At 38.2% G+C, this 23,271-nt stretch carries 31 protein-coding genes; 5 read left to right on the top strand and 26 right to left on the bottom strand.

Translation table 11 applies throughout. The features are described from left to right. Positions 1–205: 205 nt before the first annotated feature. From JOD82_RS09465 to JOD82_RS09370, 20 genes are all read right to left on the bottom strand, one after another. Positions 206–1,444 (bottom strand): DNA polymerase IV, encoded by a 1,239-nt coding sequence (locus tag JOD82_RS09465; protein WP_209948528.1) that lies wholly within the window; start codon positions 1,442–1,444, stop codon positions 206–208. A 224-nt stretch (positions 1,445–1,668) separates the two neighbouring features. Beyond that, positions 1,669–1,899, bottom strand: a complete 231-nt coding sequence (locus JOD82_RS09460) for a hypothetical protein (protein WP_312887687.1) — start codon at positions 1,897–1,899, stop codon at positions 1,669–1,671. Positions 1,900–1,926: 27 nt separating this feature from the next. Next, positions 1,927–2,259 (bottom strand): type I-C CRISPR-associated protein Cas8c/Csd1, encoded by a 333-nt coding sequence (locus JOD82_RS09455; protein ID WP_209949148.1) that lies wholly within the window; start codon positions 2,257–2,259, stop codon positions 1,927–1,929. A 185-nt stretch (positions 2,260–2,444) separates the two neighbouring features. Beyond that, entirely contained in the window at positions 2,445–3,137 is a 693-nt protein-coding gene (locus JOD82_RS09450; protein ID WP_245248961.1) for a hypothetical protein, read from the bottom strand. A gap of 187 nt (positions 3,138–3,324) precedes the next feature. After that, entirely contained in the window at positions 3,325–4,455 is a 1,131-nt protein-coding gene (gene tnpB / locus JOD82_RS09445; RefSeq protein WP_209948524.1) for an IS200/IS605 family element RNA-guided endonuclease TnpB, read from the bottom strand. A 386-nt stretch (positions 4,456–4,841) separates the two neighbouring features. Then, complete coding sequence (locus JOD82_RS09440) at positions 4,842–5,315, bottom strand: hypothetical protein (RefSeq protein ID WP_209948522.1); 474 nt, start codon at positions 5,313–5,315, stop codon at positions 4,842–4,844. Positions 5,316–5,529: 214 nt separating this feature from the next. Beyond that, positions 5,530–5,961, bottom strand: a complete 432-nt coding sequence (locus tag JOD82_RS09435; protein ID WP_209948520.1) for a hypothetical protein — start codon at positions 5,959–5,961, stop codon at positions 5,530–5,532. A 167-nt stretch (positions 5,962–6,128) separates the two neighbouring features. Continuing rightward, positions 6,129–6,455, bottom strand: a complete 327-nt coding sequence (locus JOD82_RS09430; protein WP_209949214.1) for a hypothetical protein — start codon at positions 6,453–6,455, stop codon at positions 6,129–6,131. Positions 6,456–6,552: 97 nt separating this feature from the next. Continuing rightward, positions 6,553–6,741, bottom strand: coding sequence for a hypothetical protein (locus tag JOD82_RS09425; RefSeq protein WP_209948518.1), 189 nt, complete (start codon positions 6,739–6,741; stop codon positions 6,553–6,555). A gap of 343 nt (positions 6,742–7,084) precedes the next feature. Further along, positions 7,085–7,447: a hypothetical protein gene (locus JOD82_RS09420; protein WP_209948516.1), complete on the bottom strand. Its 363-nt coding sequence runs from the start codon at positions 7,445–7,447 to the stop codon at positions 7,085–7,087. A gap of 52 nt (positions 7,448–7,499) precedes the next feature. After that, positions 7,500–7,715 (bottom strand): DUF3797 domain-containing protein, encoded by a 216-nt coding sequence (locus JOD82_RS09415; RefSeq protein ID WP_209948514.1) that lies wholly within the window; start codon positions 7,713–7,715, stop codon positions 7,500–7,502. 41 nt (positions 7,716–7,756) lie between these two features. Then, positions 7,757–8,014, bottom strand: a complete 258-nt coding sequence (locus tag JOD82_RS09410; RefSeq protein ID WP_209948512.1) for a hypothetical protein — start codon at positions 8,012–8,014, stop codon at positions 7,757–7,759. Positions 8,015–8,054: 40 nt separating this feature from the next. Beyond that, the gene (locus JOD82_RS09405; RefSeq protein WP_209948510.1) at positions 8,055–8,417 is read right to left on the bottom strand and encodes a hypothetical protein; all 363 of its coding nucleotides are present in this window, start codon (positions 8,415–8,417) and stop codon (positions 8,055–8,057) included. Positions 8,418–8,544: 127 nt separating this feature from the next. Next, the gene (locus JOD82_RS09400; protein ID WP_312887686.1) at positions 8,545–8,736 is read right to left on the bottom strand and encodes a hypothetical protein; all 192 of its coding nucleotides are present in this window, start codon (positions 8,734–8,736) and stop codon (positions 8,545–8,547) included. 130 nt (positions 8,737–8,866) lie between these two features. Next, complete coding sequence (locus JOD82_RS09395; RefSeq protein WP_209948506.1) at positions 8,867–9,325, bottom strand: hypothetical protein; 459 nt, start codon at positions 9,323–9,325, stop codon at positions 8,867–8,869. Between the two features lie 14 nt (positions 9,326–9,339). After that, on the bottom strand, positions 9,340–10,041 hold the full coding sequence (locus JOD82_RS09390) for a metallophosphoesterase (RefSeq protein ID WP_209948504.1): 702 nt from the start codon (positions 10,039–10,041) through the stop codon (positions 9,340–9,342). 388 nt (positions 10,042–10,429) lie between these two features. Then, entirely contained in the window at positions 10,430–10,873 is a 444-nt protein-coding gene (locus JOD82_RS09385) for a hypothetical protein (protein WP_209948502.1), read from the bottom strand. 48 nt (positions 10,874–10,921) lie between these two features. Further along, positions 10,922–11,182, bottom strand: coding sequence for a hypothetical protein (locus JOD82_RS09380; protein WP_209948500.1), 261 nt, complete (start codon positions 11,180–11,182; stop codon positions 10,922–10,924). A gap of 181 nt (positions 11,183–11,363) precedes the next feature. After that, positions 11,364–12,305 carry an SPFH domain-containing protein gene (locus JOD82_RS09375; protein ID WP_209948498.1) on the bottom strand — a complete coding sequence of 314 codons (942 nt, stop codon included), beginning with the start codon at positions 12,303–12,305 and terminating at the stop codon, positions 11,364–11,366. A 36-nt stretch (positions 12,306–12,341) separates the two neighbouring features. Then, positions 12,342–12,758: an NfeD family protein gene (locus JOD82_RS09370; protein WP_209948496.1), complete on the bottom strand. Its 417-nt coding sequence runs from the start codon at positions 12,756–12,758 to the stop codon at positions 12,342–12,344. Between the two features lie 128 nt (positions 12,759–12,886). Here JOD82_RS09370 and infC point away from each other — a divergent pair, with 128 nt between their 5' ends. Continuing rightward, the gene (gene infC, locus JOD82_RS09365) at positions 12,887–13,393 is read left to right on the top strand and encodes a translation initiation factor IF-3 (protein WP_209948494.1); all 507 of its coding nucleotides are present in this window, start codon (positions 12,887–12,889) and stop codon (positions 13,391–13,393) included. 93 nt (positions 13,394–13,486) lie between these two features. Here the strand turns inward: infC and JOD82_RS09360 are convergent, their stop codons facing one another. The 4 genes from JOD82_RS09360 to JOD82_RS09345 all read right to left on the bottom strand — a co-directional run bounded on the left by JOD82_RS09360 (position 13,487) and on the right by JOD82_RS09345 (position 18,372). Next, entirely contained in the window at positions 13,487–14,113 is a 627-nt protein-coding gene (locus JOD82_RS09360; RefSeq protein ID WP_209948492.1) for a hypothetical protein, read from the bottom strand. 535 nt (positions 14,114–14,648) lie between these two features. Next, a complete protein-coding gene (locus JOD82_RS09355; protein WP_209949147.1) occupies positions 14,649–15,611 on the bottom strand; it encodes a hypothetical protein in 963 nt (320 codons plus the stop codon). A 74-nt stretch (positions 15,612–15,685) separates the two neighbouring features. Next, the gene (locus JOD82_RS09350; RefSeq protein ID WP_209948491.1) at positions 15,686–17,296 is read right to left on the bottom strand and encodes an AAA family ATPase; all 1,611 of its coding nucleotides are present in this window, start codon (positions 17,294–17,296) and stop codon (positions 15,686–15,688) included. A gap of 173 nt (positions 17,297–17,469) precedes the next feature. Beyond that, entirely contained in the window at positions 17,470–18,372 is a 903-nt protein-coding gene (locus tag JOD82_RS09345) for a hypothetical protein (protein WP_209948489.1), read from the bottom strand. 232 nt (positions 18,373–18,604) lie between these two features. Between JOD82_RS09345 and JOD82_RS09340 the strand changes: the two genes are divergently transcribed. Further along, positions 18,605–19,339 (top strand): metal-dependent phosphohydrolase, encoded by a 735-nt coding sequence (locus tag JOD82_RS09340; RefSeq protein ID WP_245248958.1) that lies wholly within the window; start codon positions 18,605–18,607, stop codon positions 19,337–19,339. A 377-nt stretch (positions 19,340–19,716) separates the two neighbouring features. On the opposite strand, the gene JOD82_RS09335 is transcribed toward JOD82_RS09340, so the two are convergent. Then, positions 19,717–20,067, bottom strand: a complete 351-nt coding sequence (locus tag JOD82_RS09335) for a DUF5362 family protein (protein ID WP_245248957.1) — start codon at positions 20,065–20,067, stop codon at positions 19,717–19,719. Between the two features lie 252 nt (positions 20,068–20,319). Further along, positions 20,320–20,808 carry a hypothetical protein gene (locus JOD82_RS09330; RefSeq protein WP_209948485.1) on the bottom strand — a complete coding sequence of 163 codons (489 nt, stop codon included), beginning with the start codon at positions 20,806–20,808 and terminating at the stop codon, positions 20,320–20,322. A gap of 186 nt (positions 20,809–20,994) precedes the next feature. On the opposite strand from JOD82_RS09330, the gene JOD82_RS09325 reads away from it, so the two are divergent. From JOD82_RS09325 to JOD82_RS09315, 3 genes are all read left to right on the top strand, one after another. After that, positions 20,995–21,816 carry a TerC family protein gene (locus JOD82_RS09325; RefSeq protein WP_209948483.1) on the top strand — a complete coding sequence of 274 codons (822 nt, stop codon included), beginning with the start codon at positions 20,995–20,997 and terminating at the stop codon, positions 21,814–21,816. Positions 21,817–22,167: 351 nt separating this feature from the next. Beyond that, positions 22,168–22,440 carry a hypothetical protein gene (locus JOD82_RS09320; protein WP_209948481.1) on the top strand — a complete coding sequence of 91 codons (273 nt, stop codon included), beginning with the start codon at positions 22,168–22,170 and terminating at the stop codon, positions 22,438–22,440. A gap of 297 nt (positions 22,441–22,737) precedes the next feature. Continuing rightward, positions 22,738–23,199 carry an AbrB/MazE/SpoVT family DNA-binding domain-containing protein gene (locus JOD82_RS09315; protein ID WP_209948480.1) on the top strand — a complete coding sequence of 154 codons (462 nt, stop codon included), beginning with the start codon at positions 22,738–22,740 and terminating at the stop codon, positions 23,197–23,199. The last annotated feature ends 72 nt before the right edge of the window (positions 23,200–23,271 follow it).

Here is a 23,271-nt window from a genome sequence, read left to right as displayed (position 1 = left end):
TCTATCTTTTGACTTAATCCTCGCAAAAATAAAAATCCCCGCCAACCAATTAACTGGTAGGCAGGGATGCTTTAACTTTCATCTGTTCTGGTTACGATATACTCTTGCGCATTCACTTCCTGAATTTTTCGCTTTGATCGTTAATGTATATTCCTTAGATGGAGAAAGCGCAACCCACAGACTCCATGCTCCATTTCCATAATTCTCATTTATAGTGACCTCCTATTTTAGCAGCCCGATCAATCGCTTGACCAGCTTCCATAAATGAGCTTGCTCGTAAAATGGCCACTTCTCCAAAACGGTCTTTAATTTGATCCATGACTTTATCAACTGCTCGTTGCTTCTCGTTGTTGTTGAAAAAAGAAAGTTGATAGACATCTGCATCCGATAAATCGGAGAGTGATACATGAAGTCTACGTACAGGCTGCTTATCCCAATGTGTATGAAACAATCTCTTTACCGCTTCATAAACAGTCATTGTAGCATCTGTGGGGTCGCTTAGCTTCACTTGTCGGCTGAACCCTGTGGGATAATCGAAATCGGCACCAGCAGCACCTACAGAAACAACGGATGCCATCACATTTTTAGCTCGGAGCCGACGACAAACCTGTGAGCACAAATCTAAGAGTACAATGTCAATTTCGGAAGCATCACAATAATCCTTAGGCAAGGTCATTCCATTGCCCACCATTTTCTGCTTGTCGTGTGTATATGGAGATACAGGTGAATTGTCAATCCCATTCGCTACTCGCCAAATCACTTCTCCATTGACTCCCCACTTTTTCCTGAACCGATTTACGGACGTTTTCGCGATACCACCAATCGTATAAATGCCCATACGGTTGAGATGCTTTTGCATCCTGCTCCCTATGCCCCACATATCCCTTACAGGCTTATCCCAAATATGTTGTTCTAACTCGTTTTTATGCAGGATAAAAATGCCTTCTTTATTTTTCTTCGCAATCAGATCACAGCTTAATTTTGCGAGGACCTTGTTTTCTCCGATTCCTACCCTTGAGTAGACACCTGTTTCAATCTTGATTTGATTTTGAATGTGACGTGCCATTGCAATGGGATCATGATTGAAAAAATGAAGAGATCCTGTAACATCCACGAATAATTCATCAATCGAGTAGGATTCAACCAGGTCACTGTAAGACTTCAAAATATTTGTAATATGCAACGAAACTTCAATGTAGCGTTCCATGTGTGGTCGCACGATCATGAGGTGAGGACATTTTTGCAAAGCTTGCCAAATGGGTTCAGCCGTCGAAACCCCGTATTTTTTGGCTAATGGACATGCCGCTAAAATGATTCCCGACCTTCGCTCTGGATCACCCGCCACCACAAGGGGTTTGTCTTCCCACTCAGGATGAGCGGATTTTTCGACGCTGGCATAAAAACTTTGCATATCGATTAGAAAAATGACTTTTTTCATACTCATGATAGTAATCCTCCTGATGCAAGAACATATGTTTGCATTACCCATTATACATTAGTCCTATATAACTATGGCAAGAGGAAAATATCTCCCACATGGTTATCATTCCTCAATAAAATGAAAAAATCCACGTTATGTAATCAGATAGGTAAAACAAAAGGAGCTGCCTAAGTAGACAACTCCTGTAAATCTGAAATTTCACTCTTAAATCCATACATCGAAATACATTAGTCCGCAATGCGTGTAAGGAAATTTGTCGCTAACTCGATTTTACATTTATAGGCTATTCGTTGTTCGTTCGCTTCGTAGCTCGTATTATAAGCAAGGTGCCGAAGTTGGCTATTTGCATCATCAATAATGGCTTTGCAAACCGATCGTAAATCTGAAAGCGAATTGATAGAGCTCATACTAATAAGCTCTTCAAGGTTCATTTTATCCTGAATATCCAATGGTTTCACCTCCCGGTACAAAGTAAGCCTTCACGGTTATCTCCCCATAGCATGATTAAGTTCGTGTTGTTTAGCCCCATACGCCTGAAGATATCTCCCTTGAAGAGGTGTATCTGTAAACTCCTCTTCATCAATAGATGCCACAACCTCTGTCAGTTGGTCAAACAGCATCATTTCTTCCTCGCCAAATTTATATGAATGTTGCATTAAATCCTTGTGAATATGCTCAAATGTTGTTGCTGGTTTAAACCCGTATCTTTCCATATGCTTAGGTGAAATTCCGATCTCACCTTTATCCTTTACTCTTTCTCCAAGAACATTTGCAATAGCTAATATCTTACCAAATTTCATCTCGCGTTCCACTACCATAATCCCTCCATTGCCAGATTGGTTTTTTCGATCCATGCGTTTCTGTTTTCTTTATTATAATGCATAATGTGGAAAATAGCATGTCAACGGAAGCCATTTTTATGATTTTAGAAATTTACACGTTAGAATAACTATGCTATATACATGTAGCACCCCAAAAAAGCTTGTCCATTTATCCAAGCAACTTATAGCGATAGCTCGATTTGTTCCGCCTCGCTATCCTCCGTGAGTTCTATAACTTTAACAGATATGGTTACAATGGTATCGTTATGCGCCCCACCATGTGGAACCAGTCGAATACGATTGATATGAAACAACTCTTTATTACTCATACCTCCGCTGTTCCAACCAAATGATATCGCCTTACCTCCTACTCGCAAGATGCGCGCGATCTCCTTTTTCATATTGGACCAGTACGAGGCTCTTGTGAGAACACCGCCCTGTGTATCAAGCCCGACGGATTCATAGGCTTCTTTGATCTGGCGAGCCGAGTAAGGAGGATCAAAGAGTACCACATCTACTGATCCATCTGGAAATTGCTCGAGAAACTCCAATGCATCCATATGAAAGTTGGTGTCATATTTCTGATTTAAGTCATTCGTGATATGCCCGTACCGATTACGGTTAGCAAACGGATCAATGATAAAGCCGCCTCTGAGCTCCTCTTTTAATAAGTCTGCTACAGGCTTCATATTGAACGTGTTTTTGTTTGGCATTGACCATACTCGATCCATCTGTAGTGCTTCTACTGGATAATTGTACGGCTCAATGCACTGCCATACCGCCATAATGGATTCAAAATCTACGGACTTCCCGAATATACAAGATTCCCATTCCTGGTGATAAAAGCGTAAATCATAGAAATGAACGTTCGTCACAAAATCTTCGCTGGGAAGTGTTCATCCTCTTCCAAATGCTCCAGATCATAATATTGAACTCTCCCACCACTTAGCTTTCGCTTGAAGTGGGGGATTCTTGGATCATCGAACCTATTGGTTCGAAGTAAACCAAGCGATCCCTGTGGTTCCCACAGTTATTTATAACGAATTGCGTTTTAATCGAAGATCAAATGCTCCAGGATCCTGCCATCTGCTTGATGTTATGGGCTGCATTTTCGTCCCGATCATGCGTGGTGTGACAGGATGGACAAATCCATTGCCGCACTGATAGATTTTTGACTTCTTTATGAATGAAGCCGCACACACAACAGGCTTGGCTTGTCGGTGCAAACGTATCTGCCATCTTTACGATGCGTCCGTACCATACTGCTTTATAGATCAATTGGCGTTTGAATTCACTCCACGACGCATCAGCGATGGATTTTGCCAGCTTATGATTTTTCAGCATGTTTGCGACACGTAAATGCTCGATGCTAATGGTTTGGTTTTCACGAATCAGCATCGTCGTGAACTTGTGCAAAAAATCATGGCGAATGTTGACAATCTTCTCATGGATTAGAGCTACTTTCTGCTTGGCTTTGCTCCAATTGGAACCGCCTTTTGAGCGGCGAGCCAGGCGGCGCTGCCAGAACGCCAGTTTCTTTTCATATTGCCGAAAAACTTTGGGGTTAGCAACTCGCATCCCATCGGAACAGACCGCAAAGGCTTTAAGTCCGAGATCGATACCAATTTCTTTAGCAGTCTGTGGCAGGGGCCTGGTCTCCACTTCGCAAACGATCGATACAAAATACTTGCCTGCCGCGTTCCGACGAACGGTTGCAGAAAGAATGCGACCTTCACATGTCCTGGAGTTGGCGAATTGAATCCATCCGAGCTTCGGCAGTTTGAGTTGATTATCTTGGATGGCAATATTGCCATTCGTAAATTTAGTGGTGTAACTTTGCACCGGATGTTTGCTGCTTTTGAAACGTGGTGCTTGATTCTGCCTGATAAAGAACCGCTCAAAACTGTCTGCTACGTTTCGTACAGCAGATTGCAGCGCAATACTATCGACGACTTTGAGCCACTGAAATTGTTGTTTTAGGGCAGGAAGCTGTATGGCACAGGCGTGGTACGACAGGCCCTTGCCCGTAGAGGCAAACGTATCCTTCCATTGTCCCAGAAAATAGTTGAACACAAAACGGCAACAGCCAAACATTTGATGGATCAGTTGTTGCTGCTTACGATTGGGATAGATCCGATACTTATAGGCTTTATGTATAAGGTTTTTCGTAGATAAACCCTGACTATGTTGCATACCATACACCTCCGTTCCTTGATTTATTATAGCACATATGTTCGGCTTCAAATACAAAAAGATGGCGATTCATCCCCCACCTAAAGCTAACGCCTTTGAGGAGGGAGTCTTCTCGCCTTCAACGATAAAAACCCGTCAGTCGCTCCTCTTTTGTAAAGGGTGACTTTTGGGCAACGACCATACTACCCTCATACTCAAATATAATGTATTTTTCCATTAGCCTCTCCTCTACATATCCTTAGTGGATGCCTAAATTTTTTGAAATAATACATTATAGTTCATATTTTTACCCTTTAAAGCCCATTCTCCCCTGCATTTTGTGCAAAAAAAAGACACCTACAATGATTGCAAGCGCCTCACGTTAAAACAAATTCGTTAAACCTTCCCTATCGAGAGGACTTAACATTTATAAAGACAGGTACAATCTCACTGCAATCCAAGGACATACGCCGATCGGGTTGTTCCAGTGAAGGAATCGTAACAAAGACAACTTTATAAGTCTTAAATAAGATTTGTTGCTCAATTCCCCATTCGCTAAACAACTTGCCTTGAAAAGTAAACTTATCATCTAAAAAGTCACATATTGACACAAGCATTTTTCCGCCATCAATTAACTGTCCATCTTCTGTTTGTACAATTTCAATTGCTGTTTTCGCATGTGAGAAGACTATCCCAACAACGGATTCAATTAAAGATCCCCTTTCTTCTGTACCCCAATACTTTGAATCCACCACCGAGTTTGAACTATCAATTAACAAACTTTTTAATTCAGAGATAGAAATTAGTTTTGAGCTTTCTGTTTTGACTTCTCTGTTTTGAAACGGTTTTTCATTAGTTTCTCCGTTATTCATGTCCTTCATTTCAATAACCTCTCCTTTATAAATAAAATTCCGTAATTCCCTGATTGATGGTAACAGTATATCATATTCGGGTTTATATCGATTATCAACATGATGGACAAAATCCAGCTTGGGCAAGTTGATCTGCAACTATAAAAACAAAAATAGACACCTCTAAAAAAGAAGTGTCTTTTCATCCTAAATATTTAGTTAAAATAATCTTAGTCAGAACAGATTAGCTATACTGAGCATCCGTTTTATAGCAACCCTCTATGTTCACTAAAGGTTTGTACTTAAAAGGATAAAATAGTGCCAACTCTGTTTCTGTCGCGATCTCTTTCATTCTGCTAAGTGTGACCCAACCATATGGCTTCGTCAGAAATTGAGTGCACTCAGCATTAAGTTCTCCACCATCAAGAACACAGATATCTACGAGCCCGACAAACTCCATACCGACTGAGTTTTTAATAAAACACGGAATTAAAGCATACCCATCATCACTTACGCAATCGTCCGCATTGACTGAACTTTTGCCATAGACACTTACAAAAGCTGTTTTCAAATCATTAGCAAGCGTTTGCTGATAACTTAACTCCTCTGTTTTTTCCCGATCTACCGATCGCATCAAAATATCAACAATATTTGTGAAACGTTCGATTTTACTCATCTTAATTGCCCCCAATAATCTCATTTTTATTTACTATGAAACGAATCCCAGCATGTAAATTCACTCCTGGTACATACAATTTTGAGCAAATTCCTGTTTCATATTTTCAATTCATCATATACTCTCTAAACAATTATCATTCCATATCCAAAGATAGATTACAACCTTTACTTTGTAAGCCCCTCATCAATCAGCAATTGTAACATTTCTTTTTGCTCATCTGTTGTAGGCGAGCCTATATAAAATTCGCTCCACATGGAAATACATCCCGTGTACTCAATCAACCAATGAAGGGGAGAAGCCGTAATTGGCATCTTGTCATATATTTCGTCTCTCGGTTCCTTTGTAATAGACAATAATTTTTCCACATGACTTGGTGTTGCGTATACGACTTGTCCGTTGGGTAGAAGAATCGCCTCGAAATAGTTCACAAACGTTTGTTTATGTAGCGTGATGTCAAAATCTGAATACATATCATACTTTTTGTTCAACATAAACATCTCCTTATCCTGATTACGATCAAAGAAGCAAGGACTCCCCATTCAAGCTGAACGTGAGTTCTTGCTTCATTACTTTATAGTTTACAATTTTTTAGTTTGATACAGAAGGATTGACAACTTGCCCCACTTTTAAAGCTTTGAATAGCTTTTCGTTCATTTTTTGAGACAAAAAGAACGTCACTCCATTAAATACAATAGTATCATGCACATGTAAATCAACATCTGAAAAAAAATTAAATTCAATATCTTCATTTTGTACATTGATTCTATATTTCCCCATAGTTGTCCTCCCAATTAAATAACTTCATGCTTTTTTGGACTGTAATTCAGTCTAACGTTGCGCTCTTAAATATCAATCGCCCACTCGCTAAATAACTTACCTTGAAGGAAGCTTATCTTTAAGTAATCGTATAAAGTTTGTTCACTGGAACATCTCCCCTTTAAATATCTGACAATTTATCCACGTCTCCTTTTAATGAAATCTCCGTAATTTCCTTTTTGATGGTAACTATATATCATAGACCTATTGGGTTTCGATTATCAGCGCAACGTAAAAAACTATCCATTGGGATAGTTTAATGTCAACTTTAGTTAACTTGTTACTCTTCCTTGTGATTCAAAGTCTACGATGATTTAACGAGCGCTTTAGGATCATTCCAATCTCCAAGTATAACGTCTTTCACTGTCTCACCATCAGCATCCATGCAAGGTATCGTATCAGGGAAGTCCTCGTAGGCTTTTAACGCCTGTTCAGCACATAGACGAGTAACTATATCGATCATTCCTACATCGTTCGTATGTCTACAAAAACATACATGCCGCCCTGTTATGGCTAAAGTTCTTCTCCCATGCCAATCCCATCTTTCAAACCAGATACTATACACATGTCCATTAATCCACCCACCTTTGGTGATCTGATCGTTTGAATCCCAACCAAGCTCTTGCATCTTTAGGCGGATTTCCATTGACGTCAAATTCGCAAACATATTAAGCACCACCATTTTCGTTTTTTTGCAACATAGGGCTGATAACTTTGAATCACTCTACTTTTTCAAAATAGAGCTCTTCTTCCCAACCACATTTACAAGTCCTTTTGTAATATGCACGCACACTACTACTATCAAAATCAAGAGTACCCTCACCATTTCCGATATGTTGATTACCACATACTTCACAAGTGTTGTATTTTTTCGAAAGCTTCGTAAACAGTTCAAGACTACTCAGTTTTTGCTTACCATATTTAAATAGAGACATTGAAATCCTTCCTTTACTTGTAGTTTTGAAAGATACTACCTTTATTTAAAGACGTTAAAGTTGACCTTTTCATGAGAAGTTAAATACATCAGTTCCGATCCTTCTTTGTAAAACTCTTTCACATGTGTATCAACGAAAATATATACTCGATCCCATGTGATTTGAACTTTTTCGATCAATCCATAGTCAGCAAAGCCATTTAGCATCATTTTCGTAAACAGAAACATCATGCCTTTTAAACGTTGATCCTCTATGCCCAGTGGATATTCAATGATAAAGGAATTACTCTTTTGACTCATCCTTGCTCCTCCTTGAAATGTCATACTTAAATCAATTCGGTTATCTTTTCAACAATGACAAATCGTAACCTGATTCAATGAAATTTATACATAATTTTCTGTTGCAGTCATTTCCTAAATATGTGTAGATTATGCTCATTTGATCTTTAGTAAAGTTTGTTCTCAAATGCGTATTGACTATAGCAAGCATCCTCTTCTGCCAATAGGGGCTAATTCCTTTGCAACTTGGTCTGGATAACCAAGCGATCACCCTGCACTTTAAATCTAAATCACTTTGCATATCATCTAACCTAAAGTAAATGTTATTTTTAGGAACTATAATCAACTCGTTTTTTTCATTGATAAAAGATTTAGGAGATACTTCTTTAACAATTTCTAAAAATCTATTCATCTCGTTTATCATAAGAGTTTCCTTTCGCTTATATCATTGATAATCCATTGTTAGACGAATATTTTTTAACCTACTTCCGCTACCTATAAGCCTAAAAGTATTAGGGAAAAATAGATCCGTTTAATCATTCTTTTAAGGGTTATTGTTTGTTGAGTTCCTTTAGTCCATCGGTTCGAAAGATCAATTTTTCGTGGTCGTTTAGATAATGTTTGAATCCTCCCTTATAATAGAGACAAATATTACCTGCTTTCGTTGTGCTATATGCAATAGGAATTAAGTTATCTTTTTGGGTATGATACTCCGCACCTTGTAGTCGTTTCAACAAGATCACTCCTTTACTACACATTATGTGTCTATTCTTCACCTTGAAAGTTAAAGAAAGCTCTTCGTTCCTACTTTATTCGATTGGGATATATTTCACCTTCATAGTTCAATTGCCGTATTTTTTAGATAACTCCCAATCACTGAGGGTCATAGCTTGAGAGGAATGCCTTCACTTGCTCATAAGTGATAGCAGACGACTCTCGCCAATCTTCATCGCTAATATACACTTGCACACAGGTGCCTTGCCCCCACATAACAAAAAAGATCAAGTTCACATCATGTTTGAGATAACAAAGCTTGTTCGGGAAGAAAATGTTTTCGTCCGTATCGATTTTATTCGTTCTCTTTGCAACATCCATCATATTATCCACTAAAAAGTGAAAATCTTCGGGTTCTATCGCTACAGGCTTGTTTTCAGTATCATAAAGATCGTCGCTATCCAGGTGTCGATGTTGCTTTAAATAATCAATGAGCAGCCCCATGATTTGGTCTTGACGTGCTTCCGTGAATTGAGTACGCCGTACATCCCTTTCAAGAAGCTCCTCAACCAAATGTTCTGCCATGACTTCGGTCTCTTTTTCTGTAATGTCTATCATTTGGCAAGTCTCCTTTATGCGGCATAAACTTCATAGCCATCCTTTTGTATAGACAATCCCAGCAAGTAGCCACCAAATACAGCTCCACCATCAATTCCAAACTTGGTTTGACAAGGAGATACCCAGACACCACAACTCCCATCAGGGTTTAAATAACAGGTAGGTGTATGACCAAATACAAAAATCTTTCCTGTTTCATTCTTTGCTTCATAAAACGGTTCGCGAATCCATCTAAAATCACTTTGATTGGTATGTTTCCAATCCTTTAAGTAGAGATTAACGCCAGCATGAACAAACACATAATGTTGATGCTCATAATAATCAGGCAAATTTCTAAGAAAGTTCAGCTCGTTAAAAAATCGCTCCTTCATTAGACTTGCCATTTTTTCAGGTGATTTATGAATTGCTGAATCTTTAATGCCTAAAAAGCTTTGCAGTGTGTTTCTTCCTCCCTTTTCGAGATAGTATTTTGCATATACATTTGGTTTATCGATGAAATCAAACAGGTTCCATTCATGATTGCCTCCAAGAATTTTCGCCCCATATTCTATTTTAAGTTCCATACATCTTCTAACTACAGGTAAACTATCTGGTCCTCGGTCGATTAAGTCTCCTAATATTACTAATTGCTGTTTGTCAGGATTCCAGTGTTTCATTAACGTTCTGAACTTATCATAGCTGCCGTGAATGTCACCAATTACAAAAATGTCGTTCATATAGTCACATCTTTCTGGTTGAATGATTCGTATATTATAGTATATTTATTATTTTAATTGATTATAGTCAACGTGTAAAGTAAAAAGAAGGGCAAAGCATTATGCTTTACCCTTTCCTACTTGTTTTAATTATTGGTATAACGCTACATCTCAAATCATGTTATACAACTAATGGTGTTGGTTTCTATTGAAATACATCATTACGGTAGTTTTTCAAGCTTGTTTTGTAATTATGAATCTGTCCGAGCGCTCGCCAAAGCGTTAGGACTACATCGCAAGTTACGTATTTTAACTATGGCGCACCCGTTTGTTTGTTGTCAAGCAAGGGCGCACCAGCTACGACAAAGTTTTCTGTCGTGCAAAAGCCCTTGCATTACTGGTATTTATCTTAGTATTTTACTGCATACTCACCCAAGGTATTATCGATAATCCTCTTTACCTTTTGAAGATTTTCCATAAGTCGACTCTCGATATCTTCATTGTTCAATTTTACACTGACAGTTCCACGACTACTTTTTTCTGATGGTTCAAAGATGCTGCTTTGATTCTTTCTTCTATCAAACATGGAAAGAGAAGAAGATACTTCCCCATCATTACTGGTAGCCTCAAAGCCGACATGGGAAATCCATACCCGATCCACACCCAAGTTCTTTCTCATTTCTTCAATCATATCAGGACTCACTTTAACAAGAAACTCTTTTAATGAGGAAAATGTATCACTTTCAAACTGAGTGTCTGGATCATTTGTGTCTTCTTCAAACATGCCAACCTTGTAAGCATAGGCATATTCAATATATCCTTTAACGGTATCCATCGATTTGGTAACGATCATAACGATTCAACTCCCTATGTTAAATATTGTTTACCTGAATGTTTGTTTCTATAAAACGTGAGAGGAAGGTATAAGACGAATCAATTCGATATTCCCCTCTGTTCGAACACCTTCTACGGAGTATTCATCACCCACTAAAAAGAATGATTCTCCTATTATGGCAGAAAGTATCTCTTCTTCACTACGTTCCAACATGAAGATGACCGACTTTAATGTATTCGTTGGTTGCTCCTCAAGTTTATTTAAGAACAATTCCGTAAACTCAACAGAGTATAAATTCCCATTTAGATTAGCATGTAGAACTGTCATACAGCACGCTCCCCATTATTATTATGTATCATTAACATTATCATGAGTTATTTTTTTTGTAAATAATAATTTACACCTCAATAACCCCTTAACTCATATACTTCGGCACTACTCATTTCTTCCTGAATATCAGTAAAATAGAGGAAAACCTTTCATACGGAAACGTTCCCCTCCACTTTTTCTACTGTTCTTCTTTGAATGGCGTTTGAAGCGTATCTTTCAACGAAACAAAGAGACTTGTCAGGTCTTGGATTTGGGATGGAATGATGATTTTGGTTGCCTGACCTTGCGCAACTTTCTCGAACGCTTCCAATGCCCGAATTTGGGTATATTCAGGAGACACTTGCGCTTGATTAATACGTTCAATCGCCTCAGCTTGTGCTGAGTTGATAATGCGAATGGATTCCGCTTCTCCCTTCGCTTGTGTGACTGCTAACGTTCTTTGAGCTTCAGCACGAAGCTTTGCACTCTCCAGATCAGCTTGAGCTCTTAGAATCACACTTTCCTTTTCCCCTTCGGCTCTTGTGATCTCAGAAGTCTTGTCCCCTTCCGCTTTCAAAATCTTCTCTCGGCGTTCCCGTTCTGCTTTCATTTGCTTTTCCATAGATTCTTTAATCTGCTGAGGTGTAACAATATCCTTCAGTTCGACCCGATTTACTTTAATGCCCCATGCATCTGTAGCTTCATCCAGTTTCATACGAAGATTGGTATTTACATGGTCTCTGGAGGTCAAAGTTTCATCAAGTGTAAGCTCTCCAATCAAATTTCGAAGTGTGGTAGCCGTGATATTTTCAATTGCAAATAAAGGATTTTCAGCTCCATAGGTGTATAACTTACTATCCATAACCTGATAAAAAATGACTGAATCAATCTCGATCGTGACGTTATCTTTTGTAATCACAGCTTGTGCTGGAAAATCAATCACCTTTTCTTTTAATGAAACCTTTTTGGCTACCCTTTCAATAAAAGGAACTTTAAATTTAAGTCCAGTATTCCAGGTCTCCTTATAAGCCCCTAACCTTTCGATTACATAATTCTCACTCTGCGGAACAATACGAACATTTGAGGCAACCAAGAGAACGATCACACCTACGATAATTACAACAAAAACAGTCGTTAACATATTTATTTTTCTCCTCTCACATGCAATCAATTCTACTTACAAAGGGCTTACATAGAATTTAACTCCTTCCACCCGCTTAACAGTAACCTGTGTTCCCGTTGGAAGATCCTCACCATTTTCACTACGAGCTGAGTATGTGATCCCCTTTACCTTGACGGCTCCTCTAAAATCGAGGTTAGAGATGGGTTCAATCACAATACCCCATTCGCCAATCATGGCATCAACATTGGTTTTCACAATATCTTTACTCAAGTAACGATCCCTAAGGGGTTTCAGAAGCCAAATGGCCAAACCTGTTGCAATCAAGAATGACAGAATCTGTACTACCAAAGGTGCATGCAATAGTAATGTTAAGAAGCCGAAAACTGAACCGGCACTAAAACACAACGCTACAAAGGTTGTGGTAAATAACTCCACTAAAACACCAAGTACAAATACAACAATCCAAATCAATGCGTTCCCCCCTTTCGTATCTCATTATAGACAATTTATATTATATTGTTGCCTATTGTCAACAAAAATCAATTATGTTAAACTACATTTCAAAGAAACATGAATTTATTTTTAGGAGTGGGTCGACAGTGGATTACCAAATCAATGAACAAATTACAGCCAAAGAAGTTCGTCTTATCGGGGCAGATGGGAAACAGCACGGCATTTATAATCTGGCAGACGCATTATTGATTGCAGAGGAAGCCAAGCTTGATCTCGTCAATATATCGCCAACAGCCACTCCACCTGTTTGCAAGGTTGTGGATTACGGAAAATTTCTTTATGAGCAAAACAGAAAAGAAAAAGAAATTCGAAGAAACCAAAAAATTGTTGAAACTAAAGAAGTTCGTTTTTCCGCTCGGATTGATGAACACGATTTTCAAACGAAAAGTCGCAATATTCAGAAGTTCCTTAAAAACGGAAATCGAGTGAAACTTAGTGTTCAATTCAAAGGAAGAGAAATCGCACACTCTGAAATTGGTCTAAACATTCTTCTACGTTTAGCCACTGAGGTTGAATCATTCGGATCTCCTGAACGAACCCCGAAACTGGAAGGACGACAAATGATCATGTTCCTTAATCCAAAAGTAAGCTAAACAAAAACAGCCACATGACATTTCGGTGTGTGGTTGTTTTTTCTTTACTCCAAGTAACATATATAGCTTTTCGCATTAAAAATAAAATGACCACTAAGAAGCGGTCATTTGCATAGGTTGAAGTCTTGCTAAGGGATCTTTGCTCCAATGATTGCATGTTACCGTTTTTCGCAATTCGGAAATTCGCCGATTAATAAACCGCTCTACAAAACTATAGTCATATTTCCCTTCCGGATGATAGAACAGCCAATCCGATGAAAGATGAATTCGATCTTGGTGTGTCGCATGTTTTCGCAACCATTTGATCAACATGTCACGTTTAACAAATAAATCGAAATTAGAATTTTCAATCTCTGACCAGTGCAAACGCTCAAAGACATCAGATATATTGGCTTCCGCTTCAAACACGCCCATATCCAAACCAATTACACTCATTTCTCGAAACGAAAAACACATTAACCATTCCGATGCAATATCCATCTCACATTTTAGCTGCTGCTCACTTGCCTTTTCTTGGTCATTGGAAACGTGCTCCACAAAGATACCTTGATGATTTTCTATAAAACGAATCTTGCCAAAAAGATGAGGATCGATTCCTTCATCTTTCAAAACTTTTTCTATCGACTGCTTTGACTTCTTTGCCATGTACAAATTCCAATACAGTGATTGTTTTTCATGATCCAGCTTCTTTTGAATCGTTAACAAGGCAAATTCACTCATCTGTTATCACCCTTTTTTCATATATTGATATAGTAAAAATCACCCTTACGCTATGAACTACACTATTCTATGCAGCTCCATAAAAAAATAAGCAGACCGTTCCAAGCGCTCGAATCTGCTTATTTCAATAGTATCAATCCGTTTTCAAAATAGGCGGCACAAATAAAGCAACCTATTAAAATTGGGTATTCGGGTTTTATAGTTAAACAAACGATTTAGTAACCAGTTGATGAGTTACATATTCAGCCCAGTTCTTTGAATCTGTTCGCTCGATAAACGCTAACTTCGCTATCATCACACTTTATTGCTACATCGGATAGCCTGCATGTGGATCTGGGAATGACCTTATGACTTCGTAATCCTTGCCTATGGTTAATTTATTTCTCCATGTATAACTATTATCAATACATATAACCACATGTTTCATCTAAAAGACCACCTTTCATCAATTCATTTTCTTGTAATTATGAATTCTGCGCTCTATCGTTCTACCAAATAATCCGAAAAGCCTTAAAATTTAAACACCATCTTCAATTCATGTAGCCATCTTATATTTCAACAGCTTATTTAGAGGTACAACCAGATGACCTTCGCTGATCCGTGGAACAAGCAGCGGGAATACAAGCGATATTTCTTGATCAACCTCAGCTTTTCCTTCCGGGGAATGTATCCAGCGACGAGTCTGATTATAGACACCTAACCCATCGTACCCTTCTTCAGATACAGAAGATTTTATGTTATTGAATTGCCGATCCATAACTCGTTCTTCCGCTATTCTACGGGCTCTATCTTCAAGTGTCGGAATTTTCACCATCACATCTTCAATGGGGATAGCCATTCGACCCGGAAATCCACAAACAAACTCGGCGAATAACCCATTTTCAAACGGGTACCCACTGCCTTGAAGTGCATGCTCCCAATCTTTTGCTCTATTCTTCCATTCCGCTTCTAAACAAAGTTCATCAGGATCGACGTTATCCCAGTATCCATAATAAGATACTTCCTCACAATCTTCCCATAGTTGTTTCAACTCTTTTTGTTCAGAGTAGAAGAGTGCAACAATTTTATCCTCAAGAGGAATAAAACACGCTTTACAATCATAATCCACTTCGGGATCGCGAGTTTGTGTCGCTTGGATTTCTCGGTAGCGTTGTTCTGCTTTTCGCCAAGCAATTGAATATATAGATCGATTAGGATACGCATCAAAAGTAAGCTTTACTTTGTCATCTTCAGGGATGACATATCCAATTTCTTTCATTTTAGTGTGCTCATAATTCTTACTTGATTCCTTTCGGTATAGTACATGTCTACGAACATATAACTCTTGCGGCAAATGTTGAAAATCATCTACCATCTTAGCAACCTCATGAGCCAAAAAACCTGTAACCAATTCACGCACTTTATCTTGTGCCTTTTTACGAAATTTTTTCGAAAATACCTTTAATTCATTCAACTTCATTAAAGGCAATTTATACCCGTTATAGATCGTCTTACTCATCAAACAACTCTCCCTTTTAAAAAATGAAAACAAAGGGAAAGAAGCTGGCAATCACCCAGCTTCTCTCTAATGACTTACTTCTGATATCTGAGCTTTTTCAACTCCATCACCGGAAATGAAGATGCCATAGCTTGAACATCAAAACCGTAATCTCTCATCGCATACGGATTTCCCACAATAAGGACTCGACTATCATAATCCAAATCATCCAAATGACTCACAAGCTTAATCAAGTCTTCTTCATTCATCTGTTCTGGGCTATCAATGATACATAGATTCACCATTACTTCACTGTCCAGATCTGACGGTAGCTTGAATGTTGATACTCCAATCCTTTTGGAGAAATAGGAACTTGAATAGGTGCTATGACCGAAGAGACGAATGACACTTTCGCCGTCGATATGCTTTATGCATTCTACAATCCCTTTAACGGTTTCAGTTAAACCAGAGCCTGGTACACCTGTCAAAAGAAGCACGCGATTTTGAAACGCTTGTTTTATCGCATTCTTTTGATCCGTCGAAAACTGAATATCTCTTGCTTGTTCATAATTATGAATTGCTGATGCAACCACTTCATTTTGTAGTGGATTCGCAATAGATTTATTTGAAAATCGGGTTAATACTTCAATAAATCCCGACTTTTGACTGCCATCCTCTTGGAGCGCAGCATCGCCCTGTTCAGCATTCACTTTTCCCTGTCTATCGTCTTTGTCCGTTGATAGAATCTCTGGATTTTTCAGTTTTGTCAATGATACCGAAGGAATCATAGGGAATTGTGTTATATCCATTCCATTTTCACCTGTCGTTTGTTCAGTATGATCGATAAAAATAATTCGGGTTTTAGGATTAATCTGTTCATAAAACCGAATTAATTCTCTCGGACCCACCTGGGAAAAAGCATGAACTACGATAACTTCATAGAAGTACAAATTTTCCGCCTCACGAATGTCTTCAACTTCAAAATGAATCTGCTTTTTCAAGCATTCACGCTCGCTCATAGTACCACCACTAACCATCCCAACATATGCATGGGGCGTATTTTTCTTTAAGGCTTTTAGAATGACGTCCATGGTTTGAGCAATTTCCGTACCTGTTCGCCCTTGAATAAGGCATGTTTTCGAGGTTAATGCTAAGCGAACTGCTTCTTCCTGCTCCTTATTTAACTGAACACCGACAAACATTCGGTAATTAGAAAAGAAATCGGCGAATTGATTTTCACTGATAGCTTTCGTATTAGCTTGAATCTGTTCATGTTCTAAAATCATTTTTTTTAATGTTTCGTGTTTATCTTCCATCAAGATTTCGAGCATCTTGTCGCATTTTTTTAATTCTTGATCATCCAACAATCCCTCATTTTTCAGATCTTTCAAAATGGCGATCTCAACCTTTTTGGCAAGTTCTGAATGCTTAATTCGATCTGCAAACTTCTCCAACGGTTCTTCACCTCTAATCGTCAAGCAATCCAGGGCATCTGCAACCTGTCTGGAGATCCCTACAGAAAGCAGCATTTGTTTCGTGAACAACGATAATTGCATAGCAGACCGTAAGACGGCTGTAACCTGTTCTTCCTCTGTAGTTAGCCCCATAGCAACCCGAAGTGGATGAAAAATCAGAGGTCGTCCTTGATTATCTCTTTTCCCTGCAAATACTAAAGTCGCTAAATTAATGGCTGTTTCCAATTTCATATAAGTTCCCTCACCTTTTTTATAAAATATAAGTCTACATATCTTATTCAAACAATCCAATAATATTTAATTAGTAATTACAATTTACACAATAAATTGTCTATAGTCAATTTTATATTATTTTTTGACAACAAAAAAGAGGCTACTAACAGCCTCTATTTTCTTTGAACATTTTACGCAGCATTATTGGAGTTATAACACAATGACCACATTCCTCTTTTTACTGGAACAAATTCATTGCCCAACTGAAGCGTTTGGCGTACTTTTGCTTTCCAATGTTGATTTATACTTGTTTTATCCGAATGTGATACCACCTCATAAATAGCGGACAAACTTGCACTCCCTCCTAAATCCTCCAATGCAGATTGTACAAGATCTCGCCAAGTGATCAATTTGCTTTGAAGCAAATTCCGCTTTTCGGTTTTAGTGATTTTTAGAGTTACGCCCCAAACTTCATTTTTGCGAAAGATCAGCAAATGTTCATGCTGGATTCGAATCAATGGATTACGATAGGTTTTGCGGTCACTTACTGTGTTATGTTGCGTTTTTATGATATGTACATCCAGATCGCCATACCAAACCAAATCTTTAATCATGCTATAATATCTACCCTCCCGTCGCATGTCACCAATCAACATAGCGTGCCTACCACCCTTGCGAAGTGAGTTGTAGATTTTAGCGTTTACCAGATTAAGTTTATGGATGAATTCGTCATATGAGCAACTGCGACTCAGATCGTCAGGATGAGATTCGCCCCACATTTCACCTGAATAAATGACCATATCCGCATAGGGTGGGTGTGAAAACACCAAATCTCCACCTGTAGGTATTTCATCTCGCAATGCATTCCACCCACCAAATTCAGGACGCAAATCCAGGTGAATGGACTCTTGATTTAATTCTTTGCAGACGTCAAATCCCGTACCTCCTCCTGCAAAAATTTCAATAAACATTTTCGGTTTGTAATGCTCAATAATATCTTTAATAAGATGTCCAGTACAATTTCCTCTGTATTTGTTGTTGCCCCAATGCCCACGATCGGGATAAGACACTACACTGCTGGATAATTGACTCATAAGTAAACATCCTTTCAATTTTTCTCACTTACTTTCACATTTGATACGACAGTATAATCTATTCATTCAAAAATGCCTTTTTAATTGAAACTGTTATATTTTACGTTTTTTAAACCCAGATATTCGACATGACTCTTGTATATATATTTGATAAAATAAATCTGTCATCATCTCAAAACCCAACACTTCCTGTGTTGCCATGTACATATTAAAAAGGGGTTGTAATGTAAACATGTCCTCTACTGTTCAACATATATCCAGCGTCATTTCGCCTGAAGAAAACGAGTTTTTAAAAGATTATTTTGGCTGCCATTACCCCTATATTTTCTATAACTCTTCTGGGATGCCGGAAGCCTTTTACCAAAAAGAATTTGCTTGGGTGGATATATGGGGATTAGAAAAAGAATTTCTCGTCATGAGCCGTACGCTTGAACTCATCCATCAAACGAATCAGCGTATCGAGAAGTGGAAGTCACAAAACGATTACGAATCTATTTTTTCATTCATTGACAAAAAAGTCGCACTCCAACTATTTACGCATTATGTAGATACCATTCCAGAACCAATACAGTATGATATTTTCCGAGATGTATATTCAAAAACGGAATACAACTTCCACACCCTTACTCCTGAGTTTTTGGAAGAGCTATCTTACTTGCGAAAGCATTCTCAAAAGTGGCACTATCAAATGAAAGAGTTAGAGTCCTTAGTGGACTCAGAAGGTTGTATTACGATTTATAGAGGTGAGTGTACGAAATCTTCTCCACTGAACAAAGCCTGGTCATGGACGCTTTCTTATCAAACAGCCCTATTCTTTGCTACACGATTCTCCGCAGAAGGAATTATTTATCAAACGAGAATTCCATTCCAGGACGTGTATGATTATCTGCCAGATAGAGACGAACAAGAGGTTCTCGTAGATCCTGAAAAAATCAAAAACTATTCCCAAAAAAACGTGTCAGCATAGATTGGGAAAAGATCACTTCCAGCGTATAAAAAAGAACCCTCTTTACTCATATAAAAGTAAAGAGGGTTCTTTGCAAGCTTGCTATGGAGATGCTTATAAACGGGAATACAGCTAATCCCGTCGTTGGCGTGACCCATTACGACCACACTAAGCTTTTGTGAAACATGCGTGTCCTTTTGCTCTCATGTTCAACCCAGCCCCCTTGCCAATCATTAACGCAGCAGACCTCAAGGACACTTTCAGCATGGGTCTGCCAAGTATATGATCGCAGTTGCAACAAAGCAATCTTGTATTCTTTATTTCCACAAAGCATTCATCTCATACCTTTCAGGCAGACAAGCCTCCCAGGTTTAATCCATTTATTCCTTTGAAAATAATCAGCTTCCTGCTAAAATGCTAAAAACCGCAAATACAATAAACACAGTCACACAAACTGCTAATGCAACCATCGTGTATATCCCTTGAAGCTTGAAGTATTTTGCTAAATATTCAAGCATACTTTCCATGGACTGCTCTGTTGAATTTCGTAAGAACTCGCTTGCCATCTTTGCAGCTCTTAGCAAAAACACGCCTAATACAATAGGGATTACACCTAATAATGCAGGAAGGATAAAAGGTACAAACCCAGCAAATATAGAAACGATCCCTGAGGCGATGGTCACGTATCCCAAAAACCTACACCAAAAAACAAGGCTTTTGATATGCTTTGTCACGTTAAATTGATCCAATGTAATGATCACCTCCTTTCATCTTCATCTATTATCGTAAGGTTAATTTCTCAAGGATGGTTGTCTTACCTGTATGTTGAAACGCTTCTTGAATACAAGACCCTATTTCGAATAGATGGTCTTCAGATTCAGTAAATCCAAGAGAACCAATATCATGAATAAAGGGACAAAAACAAATAGCTCCTATCACGACATTCCGAGTCCCTTCTAATTTGGATAATCGTTCATGATTCACAAAGAGCCTCGAATCTGTTACTTAGAAAACATAATATAATGAACAAATTCAATATGAGCTGCTTTAAGGAATCCCTCGACTTTTTCGACAGCGGCATAATTTGCAGTTTGATTTAAAACCTTAACTCCTACCAGCTTTCCTTCCCGATTCATGAATGCGCCATCAACCGTTCCAGGTAGTCTATACTTCTTGATCAAATCATCCTTTGTAATCCAAGACTTCTTCTCATCTACATTTCTTCTTAAATAGAAATCACAAAGCGCTAAATCTTGTTCGACGACAAATCCTCGATAGATTTCTTGAATTTCGGGCATATTCTGCTTGATATACACCTCACCTTTGTCAGTAAGCATATAAATGGTCTTCCGACTTGATTCCTCCCCAAAATCCTTTTGCACAACAAGTTTTTCCTCCGTCAATTCCTTGACAACATCTGATGGAATGGTCATCTCAGATGAGGCCACCACCCTACATCGAGCCAAAGTTTCTAACAATTCAAATTTCATTTCGATCTCAGCTCCTTTATTACATCTGTTAAACCATAAGTTTATATATTGACTATAAACAATAATGTATTATATACTGACTACAGTTGTTAAGTCATTTGATGATGTTTGAGTATTCAAGTATGAGATTAGAGGGACAACCCCTTTGACATAGATTCCAAACAGCAACCAAGGAGGCAAAATATTTTGGGGATTTTACACTTAATCGGAGAAACATACGCGCAGTTTTTTGACGGGAAAATGTGGATTGATATTCTCACACATCCTGCAAACTGGGGACTGATTGCGACACTTGTTGTTATGGAAGGTCTTTTGTCAGCAGATAACGCTATTGCTCTTTCCCTTCAAGTACGGCATTTACCTGTCAGACAACAAAAAAAGGCTTTAATGTACGGATTATGGGGAGCCTATTTGTTCCGCTTTATCGCTATCGGGCTGGGTACCGCGCTAACCAAACTCTGGTTCATTAAACTTATCGGAGGAGCTTACCTGTTGTGGATGATGATCAGTTTCTTCACAAAAATGTACAAAGACCGCAAGCAAAATAATACCGATGATGAAGCTGAAGAGTCTCATAGCGGTTTTAATAAAGGAAGTTTCCTTGTTCGTATGTTCGGTGTATTCTGGGCGACAATTATTTCAGTAGAAATGATGGACATTGCATTCTCCGTGGATTCCGTACTCGCAGCATTCGGGATCTCTGACTTGGTAGGCATCCTTCTTCTTGGTGGCATGCTTGGAATTTTAATGATGCGGGGAGTTGCACAGCTTTTCACCAAATTGCTTGCAAAAGTTCCCGAGCTTGAGGTCACAGCTTATGTTCTCATTGGTTTTATCGGATTAAAAATGCTTTTAAGTACCGTTCATGAAATCGTTGCTCTATTCGGAATCACTATGCATGAAATTCATATTACACATCTTCAATTCTTTATTTTCGTAGCCCTTTCCTTTGCTGCAACCTTTATCGTGAATCATTTCAAGAAGCGTAAAGAACTCTTGTCCTCATAAAAAGAAAAACACCCTTTCCCTTTAATTGGGAGGGGTGTTTTTACTTCACAGGTCATTGAATGGAGTTAATTTTGAAGCGCTTCAAAGACAAACGTGTTGAACTGATTCATGTCAAAGTCCTAATCCGTTATTAAAAACAAGTCAATTCACATTAACGCAAGACTATTGAATCACATTATCACTATTAAAGTCCTATTCCAAATATCATCATATGACCTTATGCTCATACTGGAAAAAACAAGTATAGGCATATATCATCATATCTTTTATAATGAATCTACAAGCATTAAGACGTTTATAGTCAATACAATAATATTTTTACTTAAATTATAGACAGGAGAGTTACCTTATATGAAAATGGCATTTTTCAAACCAAACAAACTTAATGAAATGATGCAAGAAATTATCCAAACCAAAAACACTTCGATTCGTTGCGAAGTTGAATACTCCGAAAAGCTCGAAACCGATGCGATTCTTACCTACGCTGAAGATGGAAGACTGGTATCTGAACAACCGTTATCCGACGCGTTGTCAGCAATCAGCGATGTTTTAAAAATTCCTGTAACAAAATATGATGTCATCGAAGTTGGCGACTTTGGCGATGGGTTTGCTTTTTTCGCATAAACGATGTTGATAAAAATAGAGCTATATACATAAAAGGAGCTTCTTTTCAAAAGAAGCTTCTTTTTTATTGCAATATAACGACATCAATATATCAAATTTCATTTTAATTCTGTTAAACAGATTGTATTTACATATTTTTTCCATACCCGCTATAATAAAAGAGTATCTTGCAATTCTTATCCATACTTCATAGCAACTTAGAAACATAAATCTTTGAAATCAACAGTTTCATATCCATAGTTAAACTTTGCGTAAAACCATCGGCTCCATATGACTAATAGCAAAGGGTGAATTACTTTGAAAAACACTGGAATGACGCGCCCCTTGGATCACCTGGGACGAATTGTTATACCAAAAGAGATGAGAATCTCGATGAACATCGATCGGGGTGACCCCTTAGAATTATTTATCGATGCAGAAAAGAAGATGTTGGGTTTCAAAAAATTCACAGGTGTATCTTGTAAAATGTGTAGTTCAATTGAACAGTTAACGTACTTCAAGGGAAATTTTCTTTGTCACGATTGTGTTCGGGAACTGAAAGAAGGTAGAAACTGCCAAGAGTACCCTTCTGATATTAAAACACCATCGAAGAAAATACGTACGTACAAGTCTGATATATTGATGAGCAAGTTACGAGAGTTGATGGTGAAGCATCCTGCTTTTACTCAAAGCGAATACGCAAAGTTATTAGGCATTTCTCAATGTCGTGTTTCGCAACTAAAGCGAAGGTTAGAAGAAAAGAATAAATTTTTTCGCTAATTCTTTTTCCCATCCCCCATCTAACAACAATGGTCAATACTGTCTGTTCACACCAAGGAATATGTAGTGCCG

The organism is Paenibacillus sp. 1182, assembly GCF_017833915.1.
Taxonomy (GTDB): Bacteria; Bacillota; Bacilli; order Paenibacillales; family Paenibacillaceae; genus Paenibacillus; species Paenibacillus polymyxa_D.
The sequence above is the reverse complement of the archived record's forward strand: the minus strand, read 5'-3'. Positions and strand labels throughout refer to the sequence as shown.

What these genes read in the sequence shown, in the direction of transcription:
- JOD82_RS09390 (WP_209948504.1), bottom strand. Translation starts at nt 10,041, where the DNA reads ATGAACGACATTTTTGTAATTGGTGACATTCACGGCAGCTATGATAAG.
- JOD82_RS09385 (WP_209948502.1), bottom strand. Translation starts at nt 10,873, where the DNA reads ATGATCGTTACCAAATCGATGGATACCGTTAAAGGATATATTGAATAT.
- JOD82_RS09320 (WP_209948481.1), top strand. Translation starts at nt 22,168, where the DNA reads ATGAAAATGGCATTTTTCAAACCAAACAAACTTAATGAAATGATGCAA.
- JOD82_RS09340 (WP_245248958.1), top strand. Translation starts at nt 18,605, where the DNA reads ATGTCCTCTACTGTTCAACATATATCCAGCGTCATTTCGCCTGAAGAA.
- JOD82_RS09435 (WP_209948520.1), bottom strand. Translation starts at nt 5,961, where the DNA reads ATGAGTAAAATCGAACGTTTCACAAATATTGTTGATATTTTGATGCGA.
- JOD82_RS09395 (WP_209948506.1), bottom strand. Translation starts at nt 9,325, where the DNA reads ATGATAGACATTACAGAAAAAGAGACCGAAGTCATGGCAGAACATTTG.
- JOD82_RS09430 (WP_209949214.1), bottom strand. Translation starts at nt 6,455, where the DNA reads ATGTTGAACAAAAAGTATGATATGTATTCAGATTTTGACATCACGCTA.
- JOD82_RS09405 (WP_209948510.1), bottom strand. Translation starts at nt 8,417, where the DNA reads ATGATAAACGAGATGAATAGATTTTTAGAAATTGTTAAAGAAGTATCT.
- JOD82_RS09360 (WP_209948492.1), bottom strand. Translation starts at nt 14,113, where the DNA reads ATGAGTGAATTTGCCTTGTTAACGATTCAAAAGAAGCTGGATCATGAA.
- JOD82_RS09410 (WP_209948512.1), bottom strand. Translation starts at nt 8,014, where the DNA reads ATGAGTCAAAAGAGTAATTCCTTTATCATTGAATATCCACTGGGCATA.
- JOD82_RS09345 (WP_209948489.1), bottom strand. Translation starts at nt 18,372, where the DNA reads ATGAGTCAATTATCCAGCAGTGTAGTGTCTTATCCCGATCGTGGGCAT.
- JOD82_RS09355 (WP_209949147.1), bottom strand. Translation starts at nt 15,611, where the DNA reads ATGAGTAAGACGATCTATAACGGGTATAAATTGCCTTTAATGAAGTTG.
- JOD82_RS09375 (WP_209948498.1), bottom strand. Translation starts at nt 12,305, where the DNA reads ATGTTAACGACTGTTTTTGTTGTAATTATCGTAGGTGTGATCGTTCTC.
- JOD82_RS09425 (WP_209948518.1), bottom strand. Translation starts at nt 6,741, where the DNA reads ATGGGGAAATATAGAATCAATGTACAAAATGAAGATATTGAATTTAAT.
- tnpB (WP_209948524.1), bottom strand. Translation starts at nt 4,455, where the DNA reads ATGCAACATAGTCAGGGTTTATCTACGAAAAACCTTATACATAAAGCC.
- JOD82_RS09420 (WP_209948516.1), bottom strand. Translation starts at nt 7,447, where the DNA reads ATGTTTGCGAATTTGACGTCAATGGAAATCCGCCTAAAGATGCAAGAG.
- JOD82_RS09380 (WP_209948500.1), bottom strand. Translation starts at nt 11,182, where the DNA reads ATGACAGTTCTACATGCTAATCTAAATGGGAATTTATACTCTGTTGAG.
- JOD82_RS09465 (WP_209948528.1), bottom strand. Translation starts at nt 1,444, where the DNA reads ATGAGTATGAAAAAAGTCATTTTTCTAATCGATATGCAAAGTTTTTAT.
- JOD82_RS09350 (WP_209948491.1), bottom strand. Translation starts at nt 17,296, where the DNA reads ATGAAATTGGAAACAGCCATTAATTTAGCGACTTTAGTATTTGCAGGG.
- JOD82_RS09440 (WP_209948522.1), bottom strand. Translation starts at nt 5,315, where the DNA reads ATGAAGGACATGAATAACGGAGAAACTAATGAAAAACCGTTTCAAAAC.
- JOD82_RS09330 (WP_209948485.1), bottom strand. Translation starts at nt 20,808, where the DNA reads ATGAAATTTGAATTGTTAGAAACTTTGGCTCGATGTAGGGTGGTGGCC.
- JOD82_RS09415 (WP_209948514.1), bottom strand. Translation starts at nt 7,715, where the DNA reads ATGTCTCTATTTAAATATGGTAAGCAAAAACTGAGTAGTCTTGAACTG.
- JOD82_RS09455 (WP_209949148.1), bottom strand. Translation starts at nt 2,259, where the DNA reads ATGGTAGTGGAACGCGAGATGAAATTTGGTAAGATATTAGCTATTGCA.